The organism is Arthrobacter sp. B0316-1-20 (assembly GCF_059091865.1).
On the sequence record NZ_JBNHHC010000001.1, the window covers coordinates 42,491 to 68,370 of the forward strand.

Genomic DNA, 25,880 nt, shown 5'->3' on the forward strand with positions numbered 1-25,880 from the left:
GGCGGCTGCGCGCTGGCTGCCCGCTAGCTGCGGCGGCGGCGGCGGACGCTGCCGGCCACCAGCAGCACCATCAGCACGAAGGCGATCGGAAAGCAGAACCAGGCCAGTCCCAGAAAGCCGGCCCACACCTCGGTTCCGGCCATGGCACCGGCCAAAATCACGCCCAGGCTGCCCAGACCGGTCAACAGCGCGACGACGGCGGCAAGGACCAGCACTCGGTGCAAAGCACCGGACTCGGCGGGGCGGGACGCATTGTGGGCGGGGACGGTTGCGGGCATGACACCAGATTACAGCCGCCATTCCGGGGCCTCATTCCGGGCGCTCACGCCACGAGCGGAAAGCGGCGGGCAACGGGCTCGGCGGTCAGCGGAACGCGATAACCTAGAGACAGACTTTCCCCGATTCGGCGCGGTCGCATGCGCGACCGCTGTGCTACCGGCGGGGCCCATGGTAAGAACGCAGCAGCGTGCGGTACCGCTGCATCATGAAGCAGAACGAGGTAAGCAAAGTGCCCATCGGCAAAGTCAAGTGGTTTGACACGGATAAAGGGTTTGGATTCCTGGCCAGCGAGGACGGACAGGAAGTGTTTCTGCACGCCTCGGCGCTGCCGGCCGGCGTTAAAGACGTCAAGCCAGGCACGCGAATGGAATTCGGCATAGCCGATGGTCGGCGCGGCCCCTCCGCGCTCTCGGCGCGCATCCTCGACGCCGCTCCCTCGGTGGTCCGGGCGACGCGGAAGCCGGCCGAGGACATGGCCGTGATTACCGAAGACCTGATCAAGCTGCTGGACGAAATCTCCAACGGCCTGCGCAGGGGCCGCTACCCGGAGCGCTCCCACGCGTCTAAGGTTGCAGCGGTGCTCCGCCGCGTGGCCGACGACCTGGACGCGTAGAGCGGCCTCGATGACTGAAAACATGACCGACGCCGGCGCTGAAACGGTTGACGCGGGGCAGGCCGTCGCCGACGAGCCGCAGGCCGAGGCGGCGCCCCGGCGTCGTCCCGCCAGACGCGCCCCCAAATTGGACCCTGTGTTGGCCGCCGCGGTGGACCGTGCGCGCGACGGGGTACTGGAGATCGCCGCGTCGGAGCAGATCGGTGCACACGTAGGCACGTTTGCCGACGGCGACCGCCTGGTCACCCATCGGTTCGAGGCCCAACTGGCGGGCTACGCGGGCTGGCAGTGGTTCGCCACGCTGGCCCGGGTGCCGCGGGGCAAGGAAGCCACTGTTTGCGAAGTGGGCCTGCTTCCCTCCGAGAAGTCGCTGCTGGCACCCGAGTGGGTGCCGTGGGCCGATCGGGTTCGGCCCGAAGAAGCCGCGGCTGCGGCCGAAGCAGAGGCGGCGGAGCGCTCCGAGGCTGCTGCTGCAAACGATGGGGCAGAGGCGGCGGAACGCTCCGAGCCTGCTGCCGCCGATGATGCGACGGCTACGGACCGGGCCGAGGCAGCCGCGGACGGCGTGGCGGAGGCAGCGGACGGCACCGAGGCCGCTGCTGGCGATGATGTGGAGGCGGCGGACGGCACCGAGGCAGACGATTCCGATGTAGCCGCGGACGGCGTGGCTGCAGCCGAGGATCTGCGCCCGGCCACGGAGGACTCAGCCCACGGGAACGGCACCGAGACATCCGACGTCACCGCGACCGAGACATCCGACGTCACCGCGACCGAGGACGGCGCCGAAACTACGTCCTGACGCGACCCATCGACGAGGCAGGTGTGCAGCCGGAAAGGGCGGTAAAGCGTGTTTCGTTCACTGAGGTTGTTCAACTACCGGATCTGGTTCATTGGAGCCTTGGTCTCCAATATCGGTACGTGGATGCAGCGCACGGCGCAGGACTGGCTGGTCTACGACATCCTGACCGAGCAGGACGCCGCTGCCATGGGCATCGTGATGGCCCTGCAGATGGGACCACAACTGGTCATGGCTCCCTGGGCCGGGCTGGTAGCCGACCGCTTTGACCGGCAAAAGCTGCTGATGGCCACCCAGATTTCGATGGCCGTGCTGGGATTGGCGTTGGGGTTGATGGTGATCGCCGACGTCGCCCAGTTGTGGCATGTCTACGCCTTTGCCCTGGCACTCGGCATGGTGACGGCGGTGGACGCGCCGGCACGGCAGACGTTCGTCTCGGACGTGGTGCGCGATGATTACCTGCCCAACGCGGTGGCGCTGAACAGCACGTCCTTTAACCTGGCCAGAATGGTCGGGCCGGCCATTGCCGGTGTGCTCACCGTCGCCATTGGTCCCGGACCGGTATTCCTGATCAACACCGCCACCTTCGCGGCAATGATCGCGGCGCTGCTCGCCATCCGACGGCAGGAGCTTCACCTGCGGGAGAAGGCCGCCAAGGGACGCGGGCAGATCCTCGAAGGCTTCCGGTATGTGAAGCAGCGGCCCGACCTGGTGGTGGTGCTCGCCGCCATCTTTATCATCGGTACTTTCGGCCTGAACTTTTCCGTCTTTGTCGCCTCGATGGCGCGCACCGAATTCGGCGGACATGCCGGAGATTTCGGCTTGCTCTCCTCGGTCATGGCCGCGGGTTCGGTCACCGGGTCGCTGCTTAGCGCACGGCGTGACCGGCCGCGGTTGCGCTATATCTTTGGCGCGTCGGTGGCCTTCGGCATCGCCTGCACTGTGGCAGGGCTCGCCCCCACGGTTTGGCTCTTCGGGCTGGCGCTCGTGCCGGTCGGCGCTGCCGCCATCACGATCATGACCAGCGCCAATGCGTACGTCCAGACCACGACTGCCCCCATGATGCGCGGGCGTGTCATGTCTTTGTACATGGCCATCCTGATGGGCGGGACCCCGATCGGTGCGCCTCTGGTCGGTTTGGTGGCCAACAGCTTCGGCCCGCGCTGGGGGCTGGGGGTGGCCGCGCTGTCCGGCGTGGCCGCCGCCGCGATCGGGATCGTATGGGCCTGGCGTGCCCACCACATGCGCCTGCGCTTCGACCGCTCTGCGGCCCGGAAACTAACCATTACCTACGGTGTGCCGGACCGTCGCGGCTAAGAGATTCCGAGACCGCAGGCGCCCCACGCACCCGGCATTTTCTGCTGGCGTTACAGCATTCTCCGCAGGCGCCGCCGACATTTTCTGCTCGTGCCGCGGGAAGCTCAGAATGGGGGTGGTGCGTTGGGGTCGGTGTTGTCCTCGGGCAGTTCGATGCCGCCGAGCGTGCGTTTTGGTGGTTGGTCACCGCGGTCGATGGTGTCGCGGGCGGTGCCTCCGGCGGTATGTGGGGCGCCGTCGGTGTTGTCTTCGTTTTCGCCGTTGGCTGCCGTTTCCGTGTCCTTTGTGCGGGGCAGGAGGGTGTCCCAGCCCTCGTCCGGGTTAGTGGTCTTGCGGTGGCCGGTGCGCGTGGTCCATGTGATCTGACCGTGTGGCCCGGCCTGGGCTTGGATGTGCCCGCCGGTCTTCGCCGCGTGGTGGGCGCTGCACAGGCACTGCAGGTTGTCCGGCACGGTCGGCCCGCCGTCGTCCCAGCCTCTGACATGGTCGATCTCGCAGTATCTGGCCGCGCGGCGGCAGCCGGGGAAGCGGCAGTGCCGGTCCCGGACGCGGACCAGGCGTTTGAGCCATTCGGGCGGAGTCCGCAGTTTCCGGGCGGCCGCGATTGCCTGGCCGTGGTCGTCGGTGAGCACCGGCAGCCAGGACCTGGCCAGCTGCGCCAGTTCCCGTCCCATGTCCGCCGGAATCGGGCCGTGCCCGGCCAAGTCCCCGGGCTCCTCGCCCAGTCCCAGCAGCGTAGCCAGGGGCACCGTGACCAACATCCCCGGCCCCGCACCACCACAGTTGCCGCTGCCGCCGTCACCGCCGCCGCCGGCGGTTGCCGGTGCCGCGGCCGGGGCCGCCGGCACCGTGTCTTCCGCTGCATCCATGTTCGGGGTGCCGGCCGGGCAGGTGCGGTCGGCCAGTATGAGGTCAGAGAACACGTCGGCGCGCAGCTGGGGCAGGGTCCTGGCCTCGTCAGGGCCTTGGAGGGAGCGGGCTGTGGCCTGGATCCGGTCGAAGACCAGATGCGCCTTGTCCGCGCCGGTGCGGATCCACAACTCGGCCATCCCGTCGTCCTGGTCGGTCAGCTGCACGTCCCGGGACTCGTTTGCCCGCCGGTGCCGCTGCGCCAAGGATTCCGGGTGCAGGCGGTCCCGCATCCGCCGGGCCCGGGACCGCACCGTATCCAGTGTGACGTCCCCGGCGCCGGGCAGCACCGCGTCCTCAAAATCCTGCAGGCAATCCGCCGGCAGGTCCGCGCAGCCGCGGGCCAGCGCCTTCGCCCGCGGCAAGTCCAAGTCGCCGCGGCCCATCGCCTCGAGAGTGCCCGGCAGGTGCGTGCAGATCTGCCGGGCATCGGCCAGCATGGCCCGCGCCGCCGCGTCACCGGTGCACAGATGCGCCGAGATCTCCTGGTGCGCAAAGCGGGAAAAGCCTTCCGGGTCCCGGTCCCCGCCCACACCCGGACGCAGCCGGGCGAAGCGGTCCAACGCCTTCACCCGGCACGACTGCACCCACGCCTCCACCCGGCCCGCAGCCAAAAGATAATCCATGGTCTGCACGTCATCCAGTTCCGCCGGCTCCACCACCGCCAACAAACCGGCCAGCACGGCAGGCGCCCCCACCCCACCCTCGGGCATCACAGGCTGATCATCGGCGCCATCCGGCACCACGGGCAGGCCTACCCCCTCCTCGGTGGTCCCGGCCGTCGGCTGTCCGGTGCCAGATCCCTGGGATGCATCGGGATCCTCGGGCATGGCTGGCTGCCCGCCGCCGTTGGCTTCGGTCGGCGAAGGAGTCTCTGCAGTGTCGGCCGCCTCGGCGGCGGCAGACGCACCAGATTCAGCGGCCGCGGGAAAGAAGCCGGCGCGATCAGGTTCGATACCATAACGCCGGAGCAGTGCCTCTGCCACCACGTGCTGCAGCAGCGCTTCCAGCAGGGAACTGTCCGGACGCGAAGGCACGCCAAGGTCCATCACCAGTTCCTGTCCGGGAACCGGGAACCGAAGCTCGTCGCCCTCGCCCTCCATATCCACACGCTACCGGCCGCCTCCGACAATTTAGGGGGCGAGTATTCAAGCTCGCGGGACGGCGGGACGGCTGGTGGGACGCAACGCCTGCCGTCACCATCGTGCACAGGCGAGCTGCTGACGCACGCCAATGAGGCACACTGCTGACGCCCACTGCTGAGGCACGCCGCTGACGCACGCCAATGATGCACGTCGCTGACGCGCGCCGCTGACGCACACTGCTAACGCGCTGTCGCTCACTGGTGGCGCAACGCCCTAGGCAACGCTGCCAATGCAAAAGGTCCGGCCGCCGCGAACGGAAGCCGGACCCTTGCGAAACGACGCGAGGTCGGGGGAGTCAGCCCTTGAACCGGTCCACCACGTAGTCGATGCAGGCCAGCAGCGCGCTGACGTCCTCCGGCTCCACGGCGACAAAGGTGGCGATGCGCAGCTGGTTGCGGCCGAGCTTGCGGTACGGCTCCACGTCCACCACTCCGTTGGCGCGCAGCACCTTGGCGACCGCTGCGGCGTCAACAGACTCGTCGAAGTCCACCGTCGCAATGACGTTGGAGCGATGCTGCGGGTTCGCCACGTACGGGGTCGCCACGGCAGAAGCCTCCGCCCACTGGTACACCCGTCCTGCCGAATCGGCGGTCCGGCCGGAAGCAAAGTCCAAACCGCCGTTGCCGTTCAGCCACTCGATCTGGGCGTTGAGCGTAACCAAGGTTGCCAGCGCGGGCGTGTTGTAGGTCTGGTTCTTCAGCGAATTGTCGATGGCCGTTTCAAGATTCAGGAAATCCGGAATCCAGCGATCGGTGGCACCGATCCGGGCGGCCCGTTCCAGCGCTGCGGGGGAGAAGACGCCCAGCCACAGGCCGCCGTCGGACGCGAAGTTTTTCTGGGGCGCGAAGTAGTAGACGTCGCTCTGGGCGACGTCGACGTCGAGCCCGCCCGCGGCGGAGGTGGCGTCGATGAGGACCAAGGCGCCGTCGTCGGCACCCTCCACACGCTGCACCGGAGCCGCCACGCCGGTGGAGGTTTCGTTCTGCGCCCACGCATAGACATCCACGCCGGCCTCAGCCCGCGGCTCCGGCCGGGAGCCGGGTTCCGAGGTGATGATGCTGGACTCGGCCAGGAACGGAGCTTTGTTGGTGGCCGCGGCGAACTTGGAGCTGAACTCCCCGAAGGACAGGTGCTGGGCCTTCTGCTCTACCAGTCCGAAGGTTGCAACGTCCCAAAACGCCGTCGAGCCGCCAACGCCCAGGATGACCTCGTAACCCTCCGGCGCCTTGAAGAACTCCTTGAGCCCTTCGCGGACGCTGCCCACCAGATTCTTCACCGGTGCCTGGCGGTGCGACGTGCCCAGGAGGTTCTTGCCGGCGGCGACCAGGGCGTCGACCTGTTCCGGGCGCACCTTGGACGGCCCGGCGCCAAAGCGCCCGTCTTTCGGCAGCAGGTCGGCGGGAATGCTGATGGACTGGGTATCGCTCATGAATACCTTTCCTGGCGTGGTGGCAATGATCTCGATGGCGGTTCGCCGTTGAACGCCCGTTTCATTCTGCCTCAACGCCGAGGGCCGCCGTTAGTTGCAGTGGCCATTGTTGCGTTGGGCGCTCGGCGCGTCAGCCCGCGGCGAAGCTGCCGGTCCGGCAAGGAAAACAGGCTAGGCTGGGGAGGGGAAAACACCCTCATGCATGCTGCTGGAGCAGCCTTTTCACCGCGCCGAGGAGCAAGAAGCCATTGACTGATCTCATCGACACTACCGAGATGTACCTGCGCACTATCCTCGAGCTCGAAGAAGAGAACATCGTCGCGCTGCGCGCCCGGATCGCCGAGCGGCTGCGCCACTCGGGCCCAACCGTGTCGCAGACGATCGGGCGGATGGAGCGGGACGGACTCGTGGTCGTCACCGGCGACAGGCATCTGGAACTGACCGAGCTGGGCCGGCGTAAAGCCACCGAAGTGATGCGCAAGCACCGACTGGCCGAGCGGCTGCTCTCCGACGTCATCGGACTGGACTGGGCCTACGTGCATGACGAGGCCTGCCGCTGGGAGCACGTTATGAGCGAGCGGGTGGAGCAGCGGCTCTACGAACTGTTGGGCAGGCCGACGGTTTCGCCGTACGGCAACCCCATCCCCGGCCTGGAAGCGCTCGGGGGCCAGCCGGCCGAAGAGTTCACCACCGGCGTGCTCAATCTGGCGCAGGCCATGGGCAGCTACACGTCCGACAAAGAGGTGAGCATCGTCAGGCTGGCGGAGCCCATCCAGGTGGAACCGGAACTGTTGCTCCAGCTGGAAGAGGGCGGTTTGAAGCCGGGCGCAAGCCTTCAGCTGGAGACCGCCGGCGAGTACATCTCCGTGCGCGTGCCGGGGATCGAAGGGGCCTTGGAACTGCCTCCGGAAGTTGCCGCGCACATCTTTGTATCAATGCGATGAAACGTTGACCCTTGAAAACACGCACCCCGGATAACGGATTTATTACTTTCGGGGAGTTTTACGTATAGTTGACCCGGGCATCGAGACATCGATTCCCACACCCTCCGCAAGCCGAGCCCTGTCGGCGGAGGCGTGTATCCGTGAGACAGGGGCGGAGGACCCACCAAGCGGCAGTATGTTCGCTGCCTTGGGGTGAAGCCGCAGCGGGCAAAGCCTCGGTGAATCGTTCCACCGGCGCTCTGTGCGGTGTGGCCGAGTTTTCTCTTGACTCGAATCCGACAGCTAACTTCGCAGGCGCTTTGGGAGAGGTAACAGAATTTTGGCAGGACACAAAGCCTCGGGACGGCGCCGTTCAACCGCCCCGGCCGAACACTCACGCCCTCGTGCCGCAACGCCCGGCCGACGCCGCGCCCAGCCGGCGCCGTCTCCGGTAGCAGCAGCCGCGCGCGACGTCGGGCATAAGACAGCGATCGTTGCAGCCGCCTCCGGGATGGCCCTGACCGTGATGCTGCCGACGACGGCCGGCGCCACCGCCGACGCCCCGCAGGATGCCCCGGCCGCCAGCAGCATCTCCGCCGCCACCGAAGCCCGGCTGACGTTCGAGCGTGCCGGCCTGACCAGCAAATTCGACCCGGACACCAAGCTGAAGCAGGTCATGGTCGCCTCGGGCAGCAATGCCAAGGTCGTCAGCAGCGAGGGCTCCCTCTCGCAGCCGATGGACGAGCTGACCATGACGTCGCCGTTCGGCTACCGTGTCAGCCCCATCACCGGCTACGCCGGTGAGCTGCACACCGGCCAGGACTACGGAGCAGCCTGCGGCACCCCCGTCCACGCAGCGGCCGGCGGAACCGTCGTCGAGGCGGGCTTCCAAGTCGGCGGCGGAGGTAACCGGATCGTGGTGGACCACGGCAACGGCCTGAAGACCACCTACAACCACCTGAGCACCATTGACACGTCCGTCGGTGCCACCGTGCAACGCGGGGAGATGGTGGGCCAAAGCGGCACCACCGGCGCCTCAACCGGCTGCCACCTCCACTTCGAAGTGATGGTCAACGACAAGCTGGTGGACCCCACCGGCTGGCTGTGATGAACACGCCGTAATCGGAACGTGACACATCCCGCAAACTGTTATAAGGTTTCACCCGTGCCCGTCGTCAACAGGCTGGCACCTTCGGGCGGAATGCCGAACTCTGCCGTCGCCCGAAGTTCGTTCGCACCGAATCGCATGGCAGAGGCGGGGGAACCACTTCCCGGACATCGCACGGTGTCCTTGGGGTAAAGCCGACCAGGCCCGGGCCACCAGCCCGCAGCCTGCCGGCCGGATGAACTCCCATCCGAACCCGACAGCTCACTTCGCAGGCATTTGGGAGAGGTACAGACCGTGTCCAAGAGCATTACTGCGGGCCGCCATCGTGCGACCCCCGTCCGCACGAGCCCGCTTGAGACGATTTCCAAGGCTGTGTCCGCGAATGCGGGAACCATGGGACGTCAGGGTGCCGTGATCGCCGCCGCTACCGGCTTGGTTCTGACCGGTACCATCCCGGCCCAGGCTGTCAGCGCTGACCGAGGGGTCGAGGCCCCGGCCCGCGTGCAGGTGGAAGCCGTGCAGGCCTCCGCAGCCGTGAAGCTGACCTTCGAACGCGCGGGGATCACCTCCACCCCCGCGCCGGAGCCGGTTGTCCAGGCCGTCTCCAACGAAATCAACCCCACGACCGGCAACGACGCCGGGTCGAACGAAACCAAGACTGTCAAGAAGGCCGGCGAGGCTGCCGCCAGCGGAGCCGCCGGCGCCATCGTCGCGGCCGCCTACGGACAGATCGGCGTCGCCCAGGACTGCACGGCCCTGGTCGAGAACGCCCTGCGCGCGGCAGGCTTCGCGGTGGGCGACCTCGCCCCGGCGCAGTTCTTTGCCTACGGAACGCAGGTGGCCACCCCGCAGCCCGGCGACATCATCTACTACGCCAACGGCGGTGCCGGCGTGGCCCACGTGGCCATCTACGTCGGCAACGGCCAGGCGGTCCACGGCGGATGGGCGGGCTACAGTACTGTTCTGGGCAGCGCCTACATCGGCTCCGGCCCGGTCTTCATCCGTCCGGCAGGCTAAGCACTTCCTGTCACGGCCCTCTCGCGGCGCGTCCTTCGGGGCGCGCTGCGAGCGTTAACAAGGCGCGCGGAGGGCCTGGGTGGAATCGGTGCGCGGACACGGCGCGCGGAGGACCTGGACGGAAACGGGGCGCGGAAACAGCGCGCGGCAGACCTGCCCAGGAGTGGCGCGAAGAAGGGGGCCGGTCGGCGCGCGGAAGACCCGTGCGCGAAGCCGGGCCCCGGAGCCGCGCGTGGAAGACCCGCGCGACAACGGCGCTTGGAACGTGCGCGCAGCCCCGAGACGGAAGGCGCACCCTTCGTACCAGCCCCGTCCCGGAACCGTCTGGCAGCAGGACTCCGAGGGCTGTCGTAATCAAAACATCACCACGCCGTGATCAGAATGTGACAATGCGTGATTGATCGTATACGCTCTAACGCGTGCCAGTTGCCAAACGGCTGGGACCTCCGGGTGGATTGCCGAGCTCTGCCACCGTCCGGAGTCCGTTCGCAAAAAACTTCGCGGGCAGAGGCGGGGGAACCAATTTCGGGTTCCGTACAGGAACCCTTGGGGTTAAGTCGACAGCACTCTCAGGCATTGCCGGGGAGGGCTGCGGCCGGATGCACTCCCATCCGAATCCGACAGCTCACCTCGCAGGCATTGGGAGAGGCCTTTAACGTGTTCAATGACACCGCTACGGGGCGCCACCGCGCCGTTTCCGTCCGCACCAACCCGCTGGAGACGATTTCCAAAGCCGTCTCGTCCAATGCCGGATCCATGGGTCGCTCGGCAGCCGTAATCGCTGCCGCGTCCGGACTGGCCCTGACCGCCGCGGTCCCCGCGCAGTCAACCTCCATCGAACGCACCGCATCCACGGTGTCCGTACCCAGCCGCGTGCAGGTGGACACCGTCCAGGCTTCGAGTGCCGTCGAGCTGACCTTCTCGCGTCCCGCCATCAAGTCCACTCCGGCCCCGGAGCCCGAGCCTGTCGTCGAAGCCGTGGCCGAGGAAGTGGCCCCGGTCGTCGAGGAGGCCGCAGACACCGCACAGGGCGCCGTCCACGCCGCCGCTCCCGCGGTCGAGGTCAAGGCAGCCGCCGCGGCTCCCGCAGCCAAGGCAGCGCCGGCGAAGGCCGAAGCGTCCGCCAGCGGCGTGGCCTCCACGCTGGTGTCCTCCGCGTACGGCCAGATCGGCATCTCGCAGGACTGCACCGCCATGGTGGAGAAGGCCCTGCGCGCCGCCGGTTTCTCGGTGGGCGACCTCGCACCCGCACAGTTCTTCAGCTACGGCACCCAGGTGTCCACCCCGCAGCCGGGCGATCTGCTCTACTACTCCGACGGCGGAGCAGGCGTTGCGCACATCGCCATCTACGTGGGCAACGGCCAGGCCATCCACGGCGGCTGGACCGGTTACACCACCGCACTGGCCAGTGCGGACGTCGGATCCGGCTACGTAGCCATCCGCGTCAACTAGCAACAGCCTTCCCGGTCCACAGCGACCGTCCCGCCGGCCCCGGTGCACGCCCAGCGCGCGCACCGGGGCCGGCGGCGTTGTCGGGAGGCCAGACGCCTGCGCGGTCCGGCCTCGCCACGGCCCAAGGTGGGCCCCGCGGGTGCCCGCCGCCGCGCCGCCGGACCGCTCGCCCGACGCCGCCGGACCGCCCGCGGCGTCATTCCGACGGCCCACGGGAGGCGAAAAAGTTAGCGCGGAACGCACTCGCCGTCATACTCTTTGACTGTCAGTGCAGAAAATCCAGTCCCGGACCGGGATCTGAAGCACCGGTCGGGTTGGCCAGACCTAGAGGAATGTGCATGCGCACACTCGTTCTGAATGCTGGTTACGAACCCCTGGCGGTTGTCACCTTCCGCCGGGCGCTGCTTCTTGTGCTCACCGGCAAAGCCAGCGTGATTGCCGAAGACGGGGACCCCGTCGTCGGCCCCAACGACATACTGGGCCGCCCCTCGGTCATCCTGCTCAACCGCTACATTAAGATGCCGTACAACAAGGACACCGCGGTGACCCGCCGCGGCGTCCTGCGCCGCGACAACCACCTCTGCGCCTACTGCGGGAAGACAGCAACCACGGTGGACCACGTCAAGCCCCGGTCCCGCGGGGGAGAAGACAGTTGGGAGAATCTGGTGGCCTGCTGCCTGCGCTGCAACAACGCCAAGGGCGACCGCACGCTGGCCCAAATGGGCTGGAGCCTGCGCTTCACGCCCCGGCCGCCCAGCGGCGCCCGCTGGCGGATCCGCGACCTGGACCGTCCCGCCCCGGCCTGGAGCCAGTTCCTCGACACCCATACCGCCGCGTGACCGCTCCACTTTTCGACGCCGTCGTGCTGGCCGGCGGCCGGTCCTCGCGTCTGGGCGGCAGCCCCAAGGCATTGTTGCGGCTCGAGGGGTCCACCCTGTTGCGCCGCACGCTGGAGGCCGTTTGCGGGGCCCGGCGGATCTCCGTCGTCGGCCCGGATGACCTGTCCGAGGAAGTGGAAGCTTTCCGCCGCACGCTGGTCCCGCAGCCGCTGCGGCTGACGCTCACCCGGGAGGACCCGCCGTTCTCCGGCCCGGCAGCGGGCATCGCGGCGGGGATCCAGGCGCTGTTACGGGACGACGACGGCGGTGCCTCCGTCCAAGCGCTGTCAGGGGACGACGACGGCGGGGGCTCCGCGCGGGCGCGGGACGACGACGGCGGTGCTTCCGTGCGGGCGCCGTTCACGCTGCTCTTCGCCTGCGACATGCCGATGCTGGCCGGGCTGCCGGAATTGCTGCTGCGCCACGCCGTCGGCCGGCCGGAGGCCAGGCTCTGGATTCCGGTCGACGCCGACGGCAAACAGCAGCCGCTGGCTTGCTGCGCGCACAGCGCGGCGCTGGAGGACGCGGTGCGGAACGCCGGGGGTGCGGCCGGGTTGGCCGGCCAGCCGGTCAGGCGGCTGCTCGGCGGGCTGCCCGCCGCCGAGATCACGCTCGAGGGCCCGTCAGGGGGCCACACCTCCGACGTCGACACGTGGCAGGACGCGGGCCGCTTTGGCATTGTTCGGCCCGCGCCGTAGCCTGAAACAAACGTTGTACTTGCCCGCACCGGGCGGATCGGAGGCCATTGTGTCCGGAGCGGCCGAAAAGCTCTCCCCCTTCGTCAGCGAACTGCTCCAGGCGCTGGAAATCGAAGACACGCCCGTTGATATCGACGCCGTGCTGGGGCTCGCCGGCGTCGCGGCGCACAGCGTGATCCGCCCGGCGGCGCCGCTGACCACCTTCGTGGTGGGCTACGCGGCCGGCCTGGCCGCCGCCACCGGACAGGCAACACCCGAGGTGGCCATGCGCGCCGCCTCCCGCGTGGCCGACGAAGTGGCGCGCCGACACGGCGCAGTGCAGGAGTGAGTGGCTCCGGACTGCGCTGGGACGACGCCCGCAGAGCCGCCTACGCCGCGGGCCGGGAGGCGGGACGGCCCGATCCCGCAAACGTAGAGCTGGCCGCCTGTGCCGGCCGCACGCTGGCCCGCGACCTGACGGCGCTGGTGCCGGTCCCGCACTACGCTTCCTCCGCCATGGACGGCTGGGCGGTCGCCGGCCCGGGGCCGTGGCAGTTGGTGCCGGCCGGCAGCGCCCTGCGGCCCGGGCTGGCCGCCCCGGTCGTCACCGGCGGGCTGATCCCCGACGGCACGGACAGCGTGCTGCGCAGCGAATGCGGCACCGCGGCGACTGGCCGGCTGCAGCTGTGCGCGGGTACCGACGCGCGGGAACTGGCCCCCGGGCGGCACATCCGCCCGGCCGGCGAGGAGACCGCCGCCGGCGCCGTCGTGGTCTCCGCCGGCACCGTGCTGACCCCGGCGCATCTGGCCGTCGCGGCGGTGTGCGGCCACGACGCGCTCCCCGTTGCCCCCGTGCCGCAGGTAGCCCTGCTGCTCACCGGCGACGAGGTGGTTACCTCGGGCATTCCCGCTCCCGGGCGGGTCCGGGACATGTTCGGGCCCACGCTGCCGGCCATCATCGCCCGGCTCGGCGGCCAGGTGATGGACAGCCGGCGGCTGCCCGACGACTTCGCGGCCACCGCGGAAGCCATCGCCGGCTGCGGCGGCGACGTCGTGGTCACCACCGGCGGAACGGGCCACTCCTCGGCTGATCATCTGCGCCGGGTGCTGGACGCGGACGCGGCCACGATCCTGATTCCGTCCGTCCGGATGCGTCCGGGGCATCCGGCGCTGCTGGCCCGGCTGGCCGACGGGCGGCTGCTGGTGGGCCTGCCGGGCAATCCGCTGGCCGCCATGATGGCGCTGCTGACCCTGGCGGCTCCGCTGCTGGCCGGGATGACCGGCCGGCCGCTGGCCCCGCTGCCCACCGTGCCCGCCGGAACAGCCATGCCACCGCTGCACGACCAGGACCGGCTGGTGCCCTACGGTCGGTCGCCGGATGGCGGTGCCGTCCCCGCGGACCGCATCGGCTCGGCGATGATGAGGGGACTGGCGGCCGCCGACGGGGTGATGGTGGTGCCGGCCGCCGGCGCCGAACCCGGCGAGCAGTTGCCGGCCCTCGAGCTGCCCTGGTAAACGGCGCTCCCAGCCCGCAGCCGGCCCCGCCGCTGCGCCCGCCGCGCGCAGCCGCGTGGCTGCCTTACCCTTGTTACAGGCAGTAGAGGAGAACTTCATGGGCCGCTTAACGCAGCGCCGCAAGGTGCTCAAACTCAGTCTCGATGCGCCGCCGCGCCGCCGCGAGGACGTGATGGCGGTGGAAGAGCCGCTGGAGATCCGGCTGGCCGGCCGCGCGTTCTCCATCACCATGCGCACCCCGGGCGACGACTTCGACCTGGTGGCCGGCTTCCTGGTCTCCGAGGGCGTCATCTGGTCGCCCGAACACCTCGTCTCGATGCGCTTCTGTGCCGGCGAGGACGAGGACGGGCGGCAGACCTTCAACGTGGTGGAGGCCCAGTTGGCGCCGGGGGTGGCGCTGCCGGATCCGCGGCTTGACCGGCAGGTGGTCACCAGCAGCGCGTGCGGCATCTGCGGCACCGCCTCGATCGACGCCGTGACGAAGCGCTCGCGCTTCCCGCTGCACCATGACGACGGCGGAGCCTCCCCGGGCGCGGACGGCACCGGTGCCGGCGGCGAAGTGCCGCTGGACATCCTGCTGCAGTTGCCGGACCGGCTGCGCGAACGGCAGCAGGTGTTCGAGCGCACCGGCGGCGTCCACGCCGCCGGGCTGTTCAGCGTCGCGGGCGAACTGCTCTGCCTGCGCGAAGACGTGGGCCGGCACAACGCGGTGGACAAGGTGGTGGGTTGGGCGCTGCGCGAGGGGCGGCTGCCGCTGCGCAACACGGTGCTGCAGGTCTCCGGGCGCGCCTCGTTCGAATTGGTCCAGAAGGCCTATCTCGCGGGGATCCCCGTCCTGTCGGCCGTGAGCGCGCCGTCCTCGCTCGCCGTCGAGCTGGCGGAAAAGGTGGGACTGACACTGGCCGGCTTCAGCCGCGGCCGCAGCATTAACGTGTACGCCCACCCGGGGCGGGTGGCCGCCGCCGTCGGGAATTTCGTGTGAGACGCGCCGGGTGAGTCGGGGAACCGGTGTGAGCCGGGATACATTAGGGGCATGACTCGTCCGGCACCCGTGAATGACATTGATGAAAGCACCCTGAAGGTCAAGGAACCGAAGAAGGTCGCCGCCGGTATTCCGGCGGTGAAGGTTGCGTTGGAGCGCGGCATCGAACAGGCCGGCGTCTCCCGCACCGCCCGGTCGCTGCTGCGGATCAACCAGCGCGGCGGTTTCGACTGCCCGGGGTGCGCCTGGCCCGAATCCATCACCGGTCCGCGCAAGCCGGCCGAGTTCTGCGAAAACGGCGCCAAGGCCGTGGCGGAGGAGAACACGAAGCGCACCGTCACGCCCGAGTTCTGGGCGCGCCACTCCATCGAAGAGCTCTCCACGAAGACCGAATACTGGCTGGGCCAGCAAGGCCGGATAACCGAGCCGGTCATCATCCGCGAGGGGGAGACGCACTATTCGCCGATCTCGTGGGCGGACGCGTTCAGCCTGATTGGCGAACGCATCAGGGCCACGACGCCGGACCGCTGCGTGTTCTACACCTCGGGCCGGACCGCCAACGAGACCGCGTTCATGTACCAGCTGTTCGCACGCTCGCTGGGCACCAACAACCTGCCGGACTGCTCCAACATGTGCCACGAGTCCTCCGGCAGCGCCCTGAACCCGACCATCGGCATCGGCAAGGGCACCGTGTCGCTGGAGGACATCCACCACTCCGAGCTGATCTTCGTGGTGGGCCAGAACCCCGGGACCAACCACCCGCGCATGCTCTCCGCGCTCAAGGAGTGCAAGGACAACGGCGGCACCATCGTGGCGGTGAACCCGCTGCCCGAAACCGGGCTGATGGCGTTCAAGGACCCGCAGTCGGTGGACGGGCTGCTGCGCGGCGGCACCGCGCTGGCCGACGAATTCCTGCAGATCAAGGTGGGCGGGGACCTCGCCCTCTTCCAGGCGCTGGGACACCTGCTGCTCGAAGAGGAAGGCCGCGCCCCGGGCACCGTCGTGGACAAGGCGTTCATCGACGCGAACACCGAAGGCTTCGAGGAGTACGTCGAAGCCCGCCGGCACGTCGACTGGACCGAAACCGAGAAGGCCACCGGGCTGTCGCGGCTGGAGATCGCCAAGGTCGCCGGGCTGCTGGCCAAGTCCAAGGCCACCATCATCTGCTGGGCGCTGGGCCTGACCCAGCAGCCGCACTCGGTCGATACCCTGCGCGAAATCGTGAACCTGCTGCTGCTCCAGGGCAACTTCGGCAAGCCCGGCGCCGGTGCCTGCCCGGTCCGCGGCCACTCCAACGTCCAGGGCGACCGCACCATGGGCATCTGGGAGAAGCCCAAGGAGTGGCTGCTGGCGGCGCTGGACAAGGAGTTCGGCATCACCTCGCCGCGCGAGCACGGCGTCGATTCCACCGAGGCGATCGACCGCTTCCACGAGGACAAGGTCGACGTCTTCGTCTCCATGGGCGGCAACTTCGCGCTGGCGAACTCCGAGACCGAGCTGCTCGAGAGCGGGATGAAGAAGGCCGGCCTGACCGTGCATGTCTCCACCAAACCCAACCGCTCCCACGTGGTGCACGGGAAGACGTCGCTGATCCTGCCGACGCTGGGCCGTACCGACCGGGACGACAAGCACCCGAAGGGCGCGCAGTTCCTCTCGGTGGAAGACTCCATGTCCGTCGTCCGGTCCACGCAGGGCCGGCTGGAGCCGGTCAGCGAGCACCTGCTGGCCGAACCGGTGATCATCGCGCGGATGGCCCAGGCCACCTTCGGTGACGACCACCCAGTGGACTGGCGGGCGATGGCCGAGGACTACGACGTGATCCGCGACCGCATCTCCCGCGTGCTGCCGGGGTTCGAGGACTTCAACACGCGGATCCGGAACAAGAGCGGCTTTGTGCTGCCGAACCCGCCGCGCGACACGCGCTCCTTCGCCACCGACATCGGCAAGGCGCGGTTCACGGTCAGCCCGCTGGAGTACCTGGAGGCGCCCGAGGGACACCTGATCCTGCAGACCATCCGCAGCCACGACCAGTACAACACCACGTTCTACGGCCTGGACGACCGCTACCGGGGCATCTCCAACGGGCGGCGGGTCATCCTGGTGCACCCCGACGACCTGGCCGAACTGGGCTTCGCCGACCGCGACCTGGTGGACGTGATCAGCACGTTCAAGGGCACCGAGCGCCGCGCGGACGAGTTCCGCCTGGTGTCCTACCCGACGGCGCGGGGCTGTGCGGCAGCCTACTTCCCGGAAGCCAACGCGCTGGTCCACCGGGACCTGGTGGCCCGGGAGTCCAACACGCCGGGTTTCAAGGCGATGACGGTCCGCTTCGTCCCGCACGAGGAGAAGCAGCTGAGCTGACGCCGGGCGTGGCCGGGCGGGCCGGGGGCGGCGCCGGTCCTGCACCCGTCAAGCCGGCGGCTTTGCCTGCCCGCCCGCAATTCCGGACAGCTTCCGGCCGCATGGCCGCGGGCAGGAACACCAGGGCGTGCGGATTGGTTCTAGGGTGGCAGTAGCACCATCAGCCGTTAGGAGCCATCATGTCCATGGAAGGGGCAGCCTGGAGTTCGCTGTACCGGCTCTCGCACTCGAAGGAACAGAAGTCCTTCTCGCGGGAGACAGTCCGCCGGACCTTTGCGTTCGCCGCGCCCTACAAGGGCAAGATTGCTGTCTTTGTGCTGCTCTCCGTCGTGACCGCCACGCTGGCCGTCGCCACGCCGGTTCTCGCCGGCCGGGTGGTGGACGCGATCGTGGCCAAAACCGGCGTCGAGGTAGTGATCTGGCTCGCCGTCGTCATCGCCCTGGTGGCCATCGCCGACGCCGGGCTCAGCATGGTGACCCGGTGGATTTCCTCCGGGCTGGGCGAGGACATCATCCTGGACCTGCGCACCGCCGTGTTCGACCACGTCCAGAAGATGCCGATCGCCTTCTTCATGCGCACCCGCACCGGCGCGCTGGTCAGCCGGCTGAACAACGACGTCATCGGGGCGCAGCGGGCCTTTGCCGGAACGCTTTCCGGCGTGGTGAGCAACCTCGTGGCGCTGATCCTCACGCTGGTCGTCATGCTGAACACCTCCTGGCAGGTGACCCTGCTGGCGCTCCTGTTGCTGCCGGTGTTCCTGCTGCCGGCCCGCCGGATGGGCAGCCGGCTCGCCGAACTGCGCCGGGAGACCGCCGACCACAACGCCGCCATGAGCACGCAGATGACCGAACGGTTCTCCGCGCCCGGGGCCACGCTGGTCAAGCTGTTCGGCCGGCCCGCCGACGAATCCCGCGAGTTCAAGCTCCGGGCCCAGCGGGTGCGCGACATCGGCATCAAGACCGCGGTGATGCAGTGGGTGTTCGTCACGGCGCTCACCCTGGTGTCCGCGCTGGCCCTGGCCCTGGTCTACGGGCTCGGCGGTTTCTACGCCATCATCGGCCAGCTGGATCCGGGCGAGGTGGTGACGCTGGCTCTCCTGCTCACCCGCCTGTACGCGCCGCTGACGGCCCTGGCGAACGCCCGGGTGGAGATCTCCAGCGCGCTGGTCAGCTTCGAGCGCGTCTTCGAGGTGCTGGACCTGAAGCCCCTGATTACCGAAAAGGACGACGCCGCTGCCGTGCCGCCGGGCCCGGTGTCCGTCGAGTTCAAGGACGTGCGGTTCGCCTACCCGTCCGCCGACAAGGTGTCGCTGGCCTCGCTGGAGGAGGTCGCGACCCTCGACGCCCGCGGCGGCGAGGAGGTGCTGCACGGGATCAGCTTTCGGGTGGAGCCGGGCCAGACGGCGGCGCTGGTGGGCTCCTCGGGGGCCGGAAAGTCCACCATGGCCCAGTTGTTGGCCCGCCTGTACGACGTGGACTCCGGTTCTGTCGAGCTATCCGGCACCGATGTCCGTGACCTGAGCTTCGAGGCGCTGCGCGGAACCATCGGCATGGTGACCCAGGACGGGCACCTGTTCCACGAGACCATCCGCTCCAACCTGTTGCTGGCCCGGCCGGAGGCCAGCGACGACGAGATTTGGGACGTGCTGCGCCGCGCCCGGCTGCAGGACCTGATCCGTTCCCTGCCGGACGGCCTGGACACCATGGTGGGGGAGCGCGGCTACCGCCTCTCCGGCGGCGAACGGCAGCGGATGACCATCGCCCGGCTGCTGCTGGGCCATCCGCGGGTGGTGATCCTGGACGAGGCGACGGCGGCCTTGGACTCCACCAACGAAGCCGCCGTGCAGGCCGCGCTCAGCGAGGCACTCGAGGGTCGCACCGCCGTCGTCATTGCCCACCGGCTGTCCACCGTGCGCTCCGCCGACCGGATCCTGGTCATTGAGGGCGGCCGGATTGCGGAGCAGGGCACGCACGCTGAACTGCTGGCCTTGGAGGGCCGCTACGCCGAGCTGTACCGGACCCAGTTCCTCAGCGATACCCGGGTGGCCGGTTTAGCCTGAGTGCGGCGGACCGGCCCGCGCCCAGAGGGTGGCCGCGTGGCGGGTGTGGTCCGCCCGCTCAATGACTAGAGTTGCTCTGGTCCCACACGTCGAAGAAGTGGAAAGCGGGTGCAATGCAGCGCGGAACCAACCTGGGCCGCCTGGGCGGCTACAACCAGGCCGTGATCCTTAACGCCATCCGACGTGCCCGCGGGGGAATCGCCCGGGTGGAACTGGTGGAGAGCACCGGGCTGTCCCCGCAGACCATCTCCAACGTGGTGCGCCGGCTGGTGGACGAGGGCCTGGTGCGCGAGGACCGCAAGACGGTCAGCGGGCCCGGCAAACCGCGCACGGTCCTGCAGCTGGAACTTTCCAGCCGGCTCGCCATCGGCATCCACCTCGACCCCGTGGTCATGACCCTGGTCATGCTGAACCTCGACGGCGAGGTGGTTGCGCGTGCCCGGCACGATGTTCCCGCCGCCGGGCAGCCGGACGGGATGGCCGCCGCGATGGCCGCGGCCACGGAGGCGCTCATCGCCGCTTCCGGAATCGAACGCCACCGCATCCTGGGCATCGGGCTGGCCGCGCCCGGGCCGATCGACGCGGTCGAAGGGATGGTGGTGGATCCGCCGATGATGCGCGAGTGGACTTCGGTGCCGCTGCGCGAACCCCTGCGCGACCTGACGGGCCTGCCGGTGCTGATGGACAAGGACACGACGGCCGCGGCGGTGGCGGAACTGTGGGCCAGCGGACGGCGGGAGCCCGAGAACTTCGTGTTCGTTTACCTGGGCACGGGCCTGGGCGCCGGCATCGTGCTCGACGGACAAGTGCTGCGCGGCGCCTCCAGCAATATCGGGGAGATCGGCCATTTTCCGGTGGAGGCGGAGGTCCCGCTGTGTGACTGCGGGAAACGCACCTGCGTGGGCATGGCGCTGAACTTCGGCACCCTGTTCCGGCAGGCCGTGGAGGCCGGCATCTTCCCGGCCGGCGCCGAGCTGGGGGACCGCCATCAGGCCACCGAAAGGATCGTCACGCTCTGCCGCATGGCCAGCGAGGGAGAGCCGGCGGCCGCGGCGATCATCGGCCGGGCCGCCGGGTTGCTGGGCGGAACCGTGGGGCAGGTGGCCAACATCCTGGACGTGGACCGGGTCATCTTTGGCGGCCCGCTGTGGGACGGCTTGGACGAGCTCGCGCTGCCCATCCTGCGGGAGGAAATCAACAAACGGTTTGTGTCGCGGGCGATCCACGAGGTTGACGTGGTGTCGTCCCCGCTGGGCTTCGAGGTGGGGGCCATCGGCGGCGCCTGCTTGGTGCTGGATGACGCGCTCTCGCCCAAGGCCAGCGGGCTGATCCTGGGCGGCTAGCCGGGACGCGGGCAGGAGCGCGGTTCACACAGCGACGTCGGCGTCATCGGACCGGGCCGCCGCCCTGACTGGTTCAGGAGTTGCTTTATTAAATCCAATCGATTTAGATATATGGTGACGGCAGTGCCTGGAGTGCTCACGCTTTGGGAAAATGAACGGTCCCTTCAGCGGCTCACGTGCTTCAGGGGAACGGCTCGGCCGTCGGCCAACAGGCGGCGGGAAGATACTGCTGGCTCCGGCGAACGGGAAGAACCGGAACCAGCGGTCCCAGCTGACGGGAATTCCTAGCCGCTTTGGTGGAAGGCACTACAGCCGGCTACCGTCTGTGCTTCCGTGGGGGGTTGCACAGGCGGCGGTCGGCTGCCCTGGTTAACGGGCCGGGCGCGGCCCAGCATTTCGCCGGCAGGGCCGGCGGTGAAGTGCCCCCGGGCAGATTCGAACTGCCGACACCCGCTTTAGGAGAGCGGTGCTCTATCCCCTGAGCTACGGGGGCAACGCCAAAAGCTTAGCTTAAACGGCGCCGCCCGCCGGTGCGGCGGCCGGGCCTCCGGCAGGCCGGGGTTTACGGGTGAAAACCGCGACGACGGCGGCGACCAGGCTCAGCCCGAACAGGACGGACTTGGCGACGGTGAGGAAGCTCGCCAGTGACGCGTCGCCGACCGGGTCCGTGGCCAGCATGGCGTCGACGGCGAGATTTTCCCCCAGATCCGCTGCCACGTAAAGCACGACGACGGACCAGGCGAGCCAGCGCCAGCCGGGGCGGCGGATCTGCTGCCCCAGGAGGATCAGCCACGTGAAGCCGAACAGCAGCGGGAAGAGGGTGTCGGCTGTCTTGTGCCAGTAGTTGTATTGCCCGGCACCGTCTTCGCCGAACGCGGTGCGCACCTGCTGGACGTACTCGGTGGAGTATCCGCCGATGAGCGTGTCCGGCATGGCCAGCCCCCCGGTCAGCTGGGAGAACTGCGGCATCACCAGCAGGAACGAGTAGCCGAACAGAAAGGCCGAGGCCGCGGCCCCGGCGATAACGATCAGGTTCGCGTTGCCGGCAGCGCGCTGGGGCGACCGGGTGCTGCCGGGAACGGCAGGCCTCGCGGCGGCGCTGCTGCCGGGAACGGCAGGCCTCGCGGCGGCGCTGCTGCCGGGGGCTGGGGCCGCCGCCGCACCGTGTTTCTTCGCGCGCTGTGCTGGGGTTTTGGACATACAACCATTATGCCGGGGCGCTCTGCGTCGGCCGTTGGCGGAAGTCGCCGCCGGCGTCCCGCAGTGTCGGTGGTGGCTAATAGACTTAGGGAACCATGGATTTCCTCACCGACCCGGCGTTTGACCCGCATGTTGCCTCTCCGCCCGCTCCGCATTTGCCCGGCGCCGAAGAGCTGCTCTCGGGGCTGAACCCGCAGCAGGAAGAGGCGGTCAAGCATGCCGGCTCCCCGCTGCTGATCGTCGCCGGCGCCGGATCCGGCAAGACCCGGGTGCTCAGCCACCGCATCGCGTACCTGCTCGCCACCCGCCGCGCACGGCCGGGAGAGATCCTCGCCATCACCTTCACGAACAAGGCCGCCGCGGAGATGCGGGAGCGGATCGAGTCGCTGGTGGGGGACTCGGCCAAGCGGATGTGGATTTCCACGTTCCACTCATCCTGCGTGAAGATCTTGCGCCGCGAAGCCAAGCACGTGGGGTTGAACTCCAATTTCTCCATCTACGACTCGGCGGACACGCTGCGGATGGTCAGCCAGGTGGCCAAGGGGCTGGACCTGGACCCGAAGCGCTTCCCGCCCAAGTCCATCCAGCACAAGATCTCGGCGCTGAAGAATGAACTGATCGACGACGAGTCCTTCGCCTCCACCGCCAACTATTCGGACCCGTTCGAGCAGGCGGTGGCCTCGGTCTACACCGGGTACACCCAGCGGATGCGCCAGGCCAACGCCATGGACTTCGACGACCTGATCGCGCAGGTTGTCTTCATTTTCCAGGCGTTCCCGGCGATTGCGGACTCTTACCGCCGGCGGTTCCGCCACGTGCTGGTGGACGAATACCAGGACACCAACCATGCCCAGTACCGGCTGGTGCGCGAGCTGACCCGGGAGTCCGAGGACGGGTCGGTTCCCGCCGGCGAACTAACCGTGGTGGGCGACTCGGACCAGTCCATCTACGCCTTCCGCGGGGCCGACGTGCGCAACATCGTCGATTTCGAGAAGGACTACGCCAGCGCGCGCACCATCCTGCTGGAACAGAACTACCGGTCGACCCAGACCATCCTCACCGCGGCCAACTCGGTGATCTCCCGGAATCCGGACCGCCCGGCCAAGCGGCTCTGGACCGCCGAGGGCGACGGCGAGAAGATCATCGGCTACGTGGGCGAGAACGAGCACGACGAGGCCCGCTTCATCACCGGGGAGATCGACCGGCTGCAGGACTCCGAGGGCATCCGCCCCGGCGACATCGCCATTTTCTACCGGACCAACGCCCAGTCCCGTTCCATCGAGGACTTGCTGGTCCGGGTGGGGCTGCCCTACAAGGTAGTCGGCGGCACCCGCTTCTACGAGCGCAAGGAAATCAAGGACGCGCTGGCCTACCTGCGGGTCCTGGCCAACCCGGACGACGTCGTCAACCTGCGCCGCATCCTCAACGAACCGAAGCGCGGGATCGGCGACCGGGCCGAGTACGCCGTCGCGGCGTTGGCGGAACGGGACCGGATCTCGTTCATGGAGGCGCTGCGCCGGGCGGAGGAGGCACCCGGCATGGCCACCCGGTCGGTGAACGCGGTCGCCGGCTTCGTGAAGCTCATCGATGACCTGGCCGAGGTGGCCGCCGGGTCCGGTGCGGCAGCCGCGCTGGAGGCCGTGCTGGAGCAGACCGGCTACCTGGCGATGCTGCGCCAGAGCAACGACCCGCAGGACGAATCCCGCGTGGAAAACCTGGCCGAACTCGTGGCCGTGGTGCGTGAGTACGAACGGGACAACCCGGATGGGTCGCTGTCCGAGTTCCTGGAACAGGTGGCGCTGGTGGCCGACGCGGACCAGGTGCCCGACGCCCCGGACAGCGAGGCGGCGCGGCTGGCCCAGGACCAGGGCGTGGTGACGCTGATGACGCTGCATACCGCCAAGGGACTAGAGTTTCCGGTGGTCTTCCTCACCGGCATGGAACACGGAATCTTCCCGCACCAGCGCTCCATGACCGACCCGACGGAGCTGGCCGAAGAGCGCCGGTTGGCCTACGTGGGCCTGACCCGCGCCCGCCAGCGGCTGTACCTGACCCGGTCCGAGTCCCGCAGCATGTGGGGCCAGAGCCAGTTCAACCCGGCCAGCCAGTTCATCGAAGAGGTCCCGGCCGAACTCATCGACTGGAAACGCGAAGGCACGGCCCGCCCGACCTTTGCTTCCGCGGGCAGCTTCGGGTCCAGCCGCTACTCGGGATCGCACTGGGGTGCCGGGACCTCGGGCAGCCAGGACATCAGCAACATGCGGGGATCGGCGCCGTCGATCACCAGCGCCAAGACCCGGGCCGGACGGGTGCAGCCGCAGAAGGAAGTCATCGCGCTGTCCATCGGCGACAAGGTCAACCACGCGAGCTTCGGCAACGGGACCGTCCTGGGCCTCGAAGGAGCCGGCGACAAGACGGTGGCCAAGGTCAAATTCGACGCCGGCGAGAAGCGGCTGCTGCTGCGCTATGCGCCGCTGACCAAGATGGGCTGACCCCGCTGGGAGATGCGCCACGTTTGCGGCGGCGCATTTGGCAGCGGCATGACGGGGCGCTTACCGTTCTTATCCATGGACCACGTGGACATCAGGACTTTGGAACGGCTGGCAACCCCCGATTTTTGGCTTGACAAGCCGCTGCGCGTTTCGCTGATCCTGCTGGGTGGATTCCTGCTGAACATTGTGCTGCGGATGGTGATCAAACGCGTCACCGGAAAGATCGCCGACGGCGAGACCGCCAAGCTGGACAAATTCGACCCGGCAGCGCCCAAGAACACGAAGGACCCGCGCTACTGGCTGATTCAGGACTCGCCGATCGCCGCGGTTCGCCGGGCCCAGCGCTCGAAGACGATCGGATCGGTGCTGCGTTCGATCACCACCATCGTGCTGGCCAGCGTCACCGCGTTGATGGTGCTCACGGAGCTGGAATTCAATCTTGGCCCGGTACTGGCCAGTGCCGGTATTGCCGGCGTCGCCATTGGTTTTGGCGCCCAGACCCTGGTCAAGGACTACCTGTCCGGGCTGTTCATGGTGGCCGAAGACCAGTACGGCATCGGTGACGTGGTCGACTTGGGCGAGGCCTCCGGGACCGTGGAGTCGGTCGGTCTGCGGGTCACGCAGGTGCGCGCCGTGGACGGCACGCTGTGGCACGTTCGCAACGGGGAGATCCTGCGGGTGGGTAACTCCTCGCAGGGCTGGGCGCGGGCGGTGCTGGACATCCCGGTGCCGTACGACTCCGATGTGGAGAAGGTCTCCGAGTTGATCCTCAAGACCGCCATGGAGCTGCGCATGGACGAGGACAACCGCAGGCTGATTTTGGACGATCCGGAGGTCTGGGGTGTGGAGGCACTGACCGGCGAATCCGTGGTGATCCGTTTGGCCATCCGCACGAAGCCGTTGGAACAGTGGGCAATCGCGCGCAAGATGCGGGCCCGCCTCAAGGAAGCGTTGGCCGAGGAAGGCCTGCGCATTCCGCTGCTGAACCAGACCGTGATCAGGGGCAGTGCACCGGCAGCGGCCGCAGCGCAGGGCGGGGGAACCACCGCGCAGGACGGGGACGCTGCCGCGCAGGGCGGGGGAAGCACCGCGCAGGGCGGGGCCGCCGCCCAAGGCGGGAACACCGCCGTCGTGGATCAGACGGGAGCCGGCGGCAAGAATTAGGTTCACGGCGCCGATACCTCAAAGCCGGACACTTCTACAAGTCGTAGAAGTGTGCCCTTGGCCACTAAAGCGGTACTCTGGGACCGGCGCCCGAGGCCAAAGGGGCTAGAGTTCCCCATGGAGCACTGCAGGCATCCGCTCACCGTCCGTGGTCACCGCCACGGCCACCGCGGACGCCGCTCCGAGTCAGAAACGACTTCGACGTAGAAGGACACAACCC

At 68.6% G+C, this 25,880-nt stretch carries 21 protein-coding genes, 1 tRNA gene and 3 riboswitches; of the genes, 17 read left to right on the forward strand and 5 right to left on the reverse strand.

Features of this window, described 5'->3' with window-relative positions; all coding sequences use genetic code 11:
* Window positions 1–23: 23 nt before the first annotated feature.
* Complete coding sequence (locus AC5RW2_RS00230) at window positions 24–278, reverse strand: hypothetical protein (RefSeq protein WP_494073372.1); 255 nt, start codon at window positions 276–278, stop codon at window positions 24–26.
* Between the two features lie 230 nt (window positions 279–508).
* Between AC5RW2_RS00230 and AC5RW2_RS00235 the strand changes: the two genes are divergently transcribed.
* Genes AC5RW2_RS00235 through AC5RW2_RS00245 form a run of 3 tightly spaced genes read left to right on the forward strand, consistent with a single transcriptional unit; the run spans window position 509 to window position 3,005 of the window.
* Window positions 509–892, forward strand: coding sequence for a cold-shock protein (locus tag AC5RW2_RS00235; protein WP_493979440.1), 384 nt, complete (start codon window positions 509–511; stop codon window positions 890–892).
* Window positions 893–902: 10 nt separating this feature from the next.
* On the forward strand, window positions 903–1,691 hold the full coding sequence (locus tag AC5RW2_RS00240; protein ID WP_494073373.1) for a DUF3027 domain-containing protein: 789 nt from the start codon (window positions 903–905) through the stop codon (window positions 1,689–1,691).
* A gap of 48 nt (window positions 1,692–1,739) precedes the next feature.
* Window positions 1,740–3,005, forward strand: a complete 1,266-nt coding sequence (locus AC5RW2_RS00245) for an MFS transporter (protein ID WP_494073374.1) — start codon at window positions 1,740–1,742, stop codon at window positions 3,003–3,005.
* A gap of 104 nt (window positions 3,006–3,109) precedes the next feature.
* On the opposite strand, the gene AC5RW2_RS00250 is transcribed toward AC5RW2_RS00245, so the two are convergent.
* Both AC5RW2_RS00250 and serC read right to left on the reverse strand, forming a co-directional pair.
* The gene (locus AC5RW2_RS00250; RefSeq protein ID WP_494073375.1) at window positions 3,110–5,017 is read right to left on the reverse strand and encodes an HNH endonuclease signature motif containing protein; all 1,908 of its coding nucleotides are present in this window, start codon (window positions 5,015–5,017) and stop codon (window positions 3,110–3,112) included.
* A gap of 337 nt (window positions 5,018–5,354) precedes the next feature.
* The gene (gene serC / locus AC5RW2_RS00255) at window positions 5,355–6,488 is read right to left on the reverse strand and encodes a phosphoserine transaminase (RefSeq protein ID WP_494073376.1); all 1,134 of its coding nucleotides are present in this window, start codon (window positions 6,486–6,488) and stop codon (window positions 5,355–5,357) included.
* A 248-nt stretch (window positions 6,489–6,736) separates the two neighbouring features.
* Here serC and AC5RW2_RS00260 point away from each other — a divergent pair, with 248 nt between their 5' ends.
* From AC5RW2_RS00260 to AC5RW2_RS00315, 12 genes are all read left to right on the forward strand, one after another.
* Window positions 6,737–7,432, forward strand: coding sequence for an iron-dependent transcriptional repressor DtxR (locus AC5RW2_RS00260; protein ID WP_494001767.1), 696 nt, complete (start codon window positions 6,737–6,739; stop codon window positions 7,430–7,432).
* Window positions 7,433–7,531: 99 nt separating this feature from the next.
* A riboswitch (cyclic di-AMP (ydaO/yuaA leader) is annotated at window positions 7,532–7,745 on the forward strand.
* 6 nt (window positions 7,746–7,751) lie between these two features.
* Window positions 7,752–8,519, forward strand: coding sequence for a M23 family metallopeptidase (locus AC5RW2_RS00265; protein WP_494026291.1), 768 nt, complete (start codon window positions 7,752–7,754; stop codon window positions 8,517–8,519).
* Window positions 8,520–8,636: 117 nt separating this feature from the next.
* Window positions 8,637–8,809: riboswitch (cyclic di-AMP (ydaO/yuaA leader) on the forward strand.
* Between the two features lie 4 nt (window positions 8,810–8,813).
* The gene (locus AC5RW2_RS00270) at window positions 8,814–9,536 is read left to right on the forward strand and encodes an NlpC/P60 family protein (RefSeq protein ID WP_494073377.1); all 723 of its coding nucleotides are present in this window, start codon (window positions 8,814–8,816) and stop codon (window positions 9,534–9,536) included.
* A 484-nt stretch (window positions 9,537–10,020) separates the two neighbouring features.
* A riboswitch (cyclic di-AMP (ydaO/yuaA leader) is annotated at window positions 10,021–10,189 on the forward strand.
* A gap of 4 nt (window positions 10,190–10,193) precedes the next feature.
* Window positions 10,194–10,988, forward strand: a complete 795-nt coding sequence (locus AC5RW2_RS00275) for an NlpC/P60 family protein (RefSeq protein WP_494023406.1) — start codon at window positions 10,194–10,196, stop codon at window positions 10,986–10,988.
* A gap of 338 nt (window positions 10,989–11,326) precedes the next feature.
* A complete protein-coding gene (locus AC5RW2_RS00280; RefSeq protein ID WP_493979388.1) occupies window positions 11,327–11,827 on the forward strand; it encodes an HNH endonuclease in 501 nt (166 codons plus the stop codon).
* Window positions 11,824–12,564 (forward strand): molybdenum cofactor guanylyltransferase, encoded by a 741-nt coding sequence (mobA, locus tag AC5RW2_RS00285; protein ID WP_494073378.1) that lies wholly within the window; start codon window positions 11,824–11,826, stop codon window positions 12,562–12,564. Before AC5RW2_RS00280 ends, mobA begins: the two co-directional genes overlap by 4 nt.
* 49 nt (window positions 12,565–12,613) lie before the next feature.
* Entirely contained in the window at window positions 12,614–12,892 is a 279-nt protein-coding gene (locus AC5RW2_RS00290) for a DUF6457 domain-containing protein (protein ID WP_494014674.1), read from the forward strand.
* A complete protein-coding gene (locus AC5RW2_RS00295; protein WP_494073379.1) occupies window positions 12,889–14,058 on the forward strand; it encodes a molybdopterin molybdotransferase MoeA in 1,170 nt (389 codons plus the stop codon). The genes AC5RW2_RS00290 and AC5RW2_RS00295 overlap by 4 nt, the downstream gene beginning before the upstream one ends.
* A gap of 97 nt (window positions 14,059–14,155) precedes the next feature.
* Entirely contained in the window at window positions 14,156–15,040 is an 885-nt protein-coding gene (gene fdhD / locus AC5RW2_RS00300; RefSeq protein WP_494073380.1) for a formate dehydrogenase accessory sulfurtransferase FdhD, read from the forward strand.
* 51 nt (window positions 15,041–15,091) lie between these two features.
* Window positions 15,092–17,401: an FdhF/YdeP family oxidoreductase gene (locus AC5RW2_RS00305; RefSeq protein WP_494073381.1), complete on the forward strand. Its 2,310-nt coding sequence runs from the start codon at window positions 15,092–15,094 to the stop codon at window positions 17,399–17,401.
* A 179-nt stretch (window positions 17,402–17,580) separates the two neighbouring features.
* Window positions 17,581–19,461 carry an ABC transporter ATP-binding protein gene (locus AC5RW2_RS00310; RefSeq protein ID WP_494073382.1) on the forward strand — a complete coding sequence of 627 codons (1,881 nt, stop codon included), beginning with the start codon at window positions 17,581–17,583 and terminating at the stop codon, window positions 19,459–19,461.
* Between the two features lie 113 nt (window positions 19,462–19,574).
* A complete protein-coding gene (locus AC5RW2_RS00315; protein ID WP_494073383.1) occupies window positions 19,575–20,804 on the forward strand; it encodes an ROK family transcriptional regulator in 1,230 nt (409 codons plus the stop codon).
* Window positions 20,805–21,224: 420 nt separating this feature from the next.
* Here the strand turns inward: AC5RW2_RS00315 and AC5RW2_RS00320 are convergent.
* Together AC5RW2_RS00320 and AC5RW2_RS00325 are read right to left on the reverse strand one after the other, a co-directional pair.
* Window positions 21,225–21,297, reverse strand: a tRNA-Arg gene (locus AC5RW2_RS00320).
* Window positions 21,298–21,314: 17 nt separating this feature from the next.
* Window positions 21,315–22,004, reverse strand: coding sequence for a hypothetical protein (locus tag AC5RW2_RS00325; RefSeq protein ID WP_494073384.1), 690 nt, complete (start codon window positions 22,002–22,004; stop codon window positions 21,315–21,317).
* Between the two features lie 95 nt (window positions 22,005–22,099).
* Between AC5RW2_RS00325 and pcrA the strand changes: the two genes are divergently transcribed.
* Together pcrA and AC5RW2_RS00335 are read left to right on the forward strand one after the other, a co-directional pair.
* Window positions 22,100–24,496 (forward strand): DNA helicase PcrA, encoded by a 2,397-nt coding sequence (gene pcrA, locus AC5RW2_RS00330; protein ID WP_494073385.1) that lies wholly within the window; start codon window positions 22,100–22,102, stop codon window positions 24,494–24,496.
* A gap of 75 nt (window positions 24,497–24,571) precedes the next feature.
* On the forward strand, window positions 24,572–25,660 hold the full coding sequence (locus AC5RW2_RS00335) for a mechanosensitive ion channel family protein (RefSeq protein ID WP_494073386.1): 1,089 nt from the start codon (window positions 24,572–24,574) through the stop codon (window positions 25,658–25,660).
* The last annotated feature ends 220 nt before the right edge of the window (window positions 25,661–25,880 follow it).